General features: G+C 35.1%; 4 protein-coding genes. 2 read left to right on the top strand and 2 right to left on the bottom strand.

All coding sequences use genetic code 11. The features are described from left to right. Positions 1-692 precede the first annotated feature (692 nt). Positions 693-1,397, top strand: coding sequence for an IS6-like element IS1008 family transposase (locus FTV09_RS17320; protein WP_180058973.1), 705 nt, complete (start codon positions 693-695; stop codon positions 1,395-1,397). A 186-nt stretch (positions 1,398-1,583) separates the two neighbouring features. On the opposite strand, the gene FTV09_RS17315 is transcribed toward FTV09_RS17320, so the two are convergent. Then, entirely contained in the window at positions 1,584-2,150 is a 567-nt protein-coding gene (locus FTV09_RS17315; RefSeq protein WP_062034269.1) for a recombinase family protein, read from the bottom strand. Between the two features lie 330 nt (positions 2,151-2,480). Between FTV09_RS17315 and FTV09_RS17310 the strand changes: the two genes are divergently transcribed. Next, complete coding sequence (locus FTV09_RS17310; RefSeq protein ID WP_131269202.1) at positions 2,481-2,675, top strand: hypothetical protein; 195 nt, start codon at positions 2,481-2,483, stop codon at positions 2,673-2,675. 317 nt (positions 2,676-2,992) lie between these two features. Here the strand turns inward: FTV09_RS17310 and FTV09_RS17305 are convergent, their stop codons facing one another. Next, positions 2,993-3,250: a hypothetical protein gene (locus FTV09_RS17305; protein WP_180058972.1), complete on the bottom strand. Its 258-nt coding sequence runs from the start codon at positions 3,248-3,250 to the stop codon at positions 2,993-2,995. Positions 3,251-3,397: the final 147 nt, after the last annotated feature.

Genomic DNA, 3,397 nt, shown 5'->3' with positions numbered 1-3,397 from the left:
GCCAAGTGAATGAGATCCATGCACGTGTAGCAGTCCTTAACAGATTTACGGAATTAGGTCGACCACTTACCCAAGTTACGCCTTAAATTTGGCTCAATTAGGGGCGCTTTGCATTTCAAATCTTTGTACAACAAAGCCCTTTGTAAGGCAGAAAACATTCTAAATTGGAATATCAATCGAATTAAAAGGATACTATTGAAAAATGAAAAAAACTTATATTCTTGCTTTGTCTTTATCTTTAATAACAGGCCAGTTATACGCTGCTGATAAAAAGAGTAGATGTTATTGGTGATTTAGCACCGAATGCTTCATATAAATATCAAATACATTATTCAGATACTGAGGATTCAATAAGTATTAATTATACGGACAAAGATAAAAAACTTCATTCTGAGTCTGTAGTAGCATATTCTGCTAAATATGATAAAGAAAATCTTATATTTGATATCAAATAGATATATCAAATTAATTTAAAAAACCACTGCAAAGTGGTTTTTTTGTAGAATTAAAAAAGTTATGGATAATAGAATATTAAACACTATTACTCAGTATGATACTTTAATACTTAGTATGAAACTTTATTACTCTCATACAAAAAAAAGAACTTCAAAGGGTCACAGAAGAAAGAGGGCACTGTTGCAAATAGGCTGACATGATAAGCTAAATATCTTATTTATTTCGAGATACAGCAGATGAATCCCTTCCACGGTCGGCACTTTCAAGGTGAAATCATTCTTTGGGCTGTTCGTTGGTATTGTAAATATGGCATCAGCTATCGTGAACTTCAAGAAATGCTCGCTGAACGAGGCATAAATGTGGACCACAGTACAATTTATCGTTGGGTTCAGCGTTATGCTCCAGAAATGGAAAAACGGTTACGCTGGTATTGGCGTAATCCTACAGATTTACATTCATGGCATATGGATGAGACTTATATCAAAGTGAAGGGGCGATGGACTTACCTGTATCGTGCAGTTGATCAACGTGGTCATACGATTGACTTTTACCTTTCCGCTAGACGGAACAGTAAATCAGCCTATTATTTCTTAGGAAAGATCTTCAATACGGTGAAAAAATGGCAAATTCCACGGGTCATCAATACAGATAAAGCAGCGACCTATGGCCATGCTTTATCACGGTTAAAGCGAGAAGGAAAATGTCCAGTAGATATTGAGCACAAGCAGATTAAGTATAAAAATAATGTCATTGAATGTGATCATGGTAAGTTAAAGCGGATCATCAGGGCCACATTAGGATTCAAATCTATGAAGACGGCTTATGCCACAATTAAAGGTATTGAAGTCATGCGTGCACTACGTAAAGGACAAGCATCGTCATTTTATTATGGTCAGCCTCAGGGTGAAGTGTGTCTAATCAACAGGGTTTTCGGTCTCTAAGCTTTTTTGAAGGGAATTTCATCGACTCAAATCTCTATTTGCAACAGTGCCTTAAATTGTCATATAAAATCAGCAAGATAGTGCATTGTAAAAAGCCTATTCACCCTCGAATGGGCTTTTCATGGATTTATCACGTTTCACGATTTTTATAAGCTAAACTAAATATAATCGCCAATTTCAATTGAGTTAATCACCTACTTTCAAATACCGATATACCGCCTGACGACTAATTCCAAATGCCTGGCCTAATGCCATTTTTGAAGAGTACTTTCCTTCCTTCCATGCTTGTCTTAAAGCTTCAGCCTGGTCAGGTTTCAATTTATGTACACGACCTTTATATTTCCCTTGAGCAGAGGCTAGTTTTATTCCTTCCTTTTGCCGTTCCAGAATGATTTCACGTTCAAATTGTGCAAAGGCCCCCATCAGTTGCAGCATTAAATTATCCATCGGGGTAGATTGAGCAGTGAAAGTAATATTTTCTTTTACAAACTGGATGGAAATCCCTCGTTTGACCAGTTTATCTACTTCAGTGACCAAATCTTTTAAGCTTCGCGCAAAACGATCCATGGAATGTACTATCACCCTGTCCCCTTCCCGGACATAGTTCAACATTTCTTGAAATTTCGGTCGGTCGGTATTTTTACCCGAAGCACGGTCAACAAAAATCCGGTCGACTTCAATCCCCTCAAGTTGACGCCCAGTATTTTGCTCGACCGAACTCACTCGCACATAACCTACTTTTTGGCCTTTCACTCTTTCTCGCCCCAATTGGATAAAAATGAACAATTTTGTAAATTATAAATCTTTAATATCAAAGTTACATGTTACTTATGATTAAAAATCATTTAAATGGTACATGGTTTTACGAACTTTTAAAGTGTTACTTTAGGGTATGCTCTAAAATTACATTAGGCCATTCAGTAAAGTTATAAACCCTAAATAGAAATGTCCGGTTTTTCATCCGATCAGGAATAAATATATTCTTAATAAAAAACAATAAATTAAATAGTTGCTTAATTTTCATAATATATATATAGTGTATATACATTTTATTGTATTAGTGCCTTTGGGAATAAACATCTTATGACTGATCAACCCAGAAAAATAAAGGCCAACAAAAAAGATGGGCAACTCTTAATTCGAATTAACAGCACTGAACGTGATGAGTTCATTCAGTTATGTGAAACTATGGACACCAGTGCCGCTAGAGAATTAAGAAAATTTATCCGTAGTTTTATGAAAAAAAACCAGTCAGCGGATATTCATACCAAGGAGTGACATCATGTCGAAGCAAGTTAAAATCTTGAAACAGAAGATCAAAGCACGTCTTGAAACGATTTCAAAACACGAAAATAAGTTAAATAAGCTCAAAAAGCAGCTTAAAAAACAGAAGTAATAGCGAGGATTAGCCTCACTAGAAAGTAAAAAAGCTGAATTTCCTATTAGGAAATTCAGCTTTTTTCATTACTTACTGTCTAACTTTTAAGGGACAGATCAGGATGTGTGTTTTATTGCCTATATTTCTAAATCAGACTTGGAGGTGCATCAAAAATACGAATTAAAGTAACTGCAGGACCAGTTGAAAAGCCCTAAAATTATACTAGCTCGGAAATAATCTCTACCAATACTGCATCTGCTTGTGAAGTACTTCTAACAGCAGAAATTTCATTTTTAATTTTAGTGAGAGATTTCCCGGTTTCTTTGAAAGAAAAAACGGTTTTATTTCCTGTGAGAATTAGAGGGGTAAGATTAGCGACTTCGCCTATTTTTAAGAATAGCTCTGCCACTCTGACTTGATGGGCATAAATAGATCGTAACTTTTGGGTAATTTCTAAAGCAGTACGTTTATTCATAAATATAACCATTAATTTTATTCTTTGTACACGACAAAAAAAGATAACTCATTGAAATAATGGCATAATACTTGTTTTCTGACGACGAATATGATGACACATTTCAATGAGTTACATCTCATCTTAAACAAATATCTAAAGTGGAAC

This window comes from Acinetobacter sp. YH12227, assembly GCF_013417785.1.
Taxonomy (GTDB): Bacteria; Pseudomonadota; Gammaproteobacteria; order Pseudomonadales; family Moraxellaceae; genus Acinetobacter; species Acinetobacter gandensis.
Note: the sequence above shows the minus strand (reverse complement) of the source record. Positions and strands in the feature narration are given on the sequence as shown.

Excerpts from the sequence above, each read along its gene's own strand:
- FTV09_RS17320 (WP_180058973.1), top strand. The coding sequence starts at position 693 with ATGAATCCCTTCCACGGTCGGCACTTTCAAGGTGAAATCATTCTTTGG.
- FTV09_RS17310 (WP_131269202.1), top strand. The coding sequence starts at position 2,481 with ATGACTGATCAACCCAGAAAAATAAAGGCCAACAAAAAAGATGGGCAA.
- FTV09_RS17305 (WP_180058972.1), bottom strand. The coding sequence starts at position 3,250 with ATGAATAAACGTACTGCTTTAGAAATTACCCAAAAGTTACGATCTATT.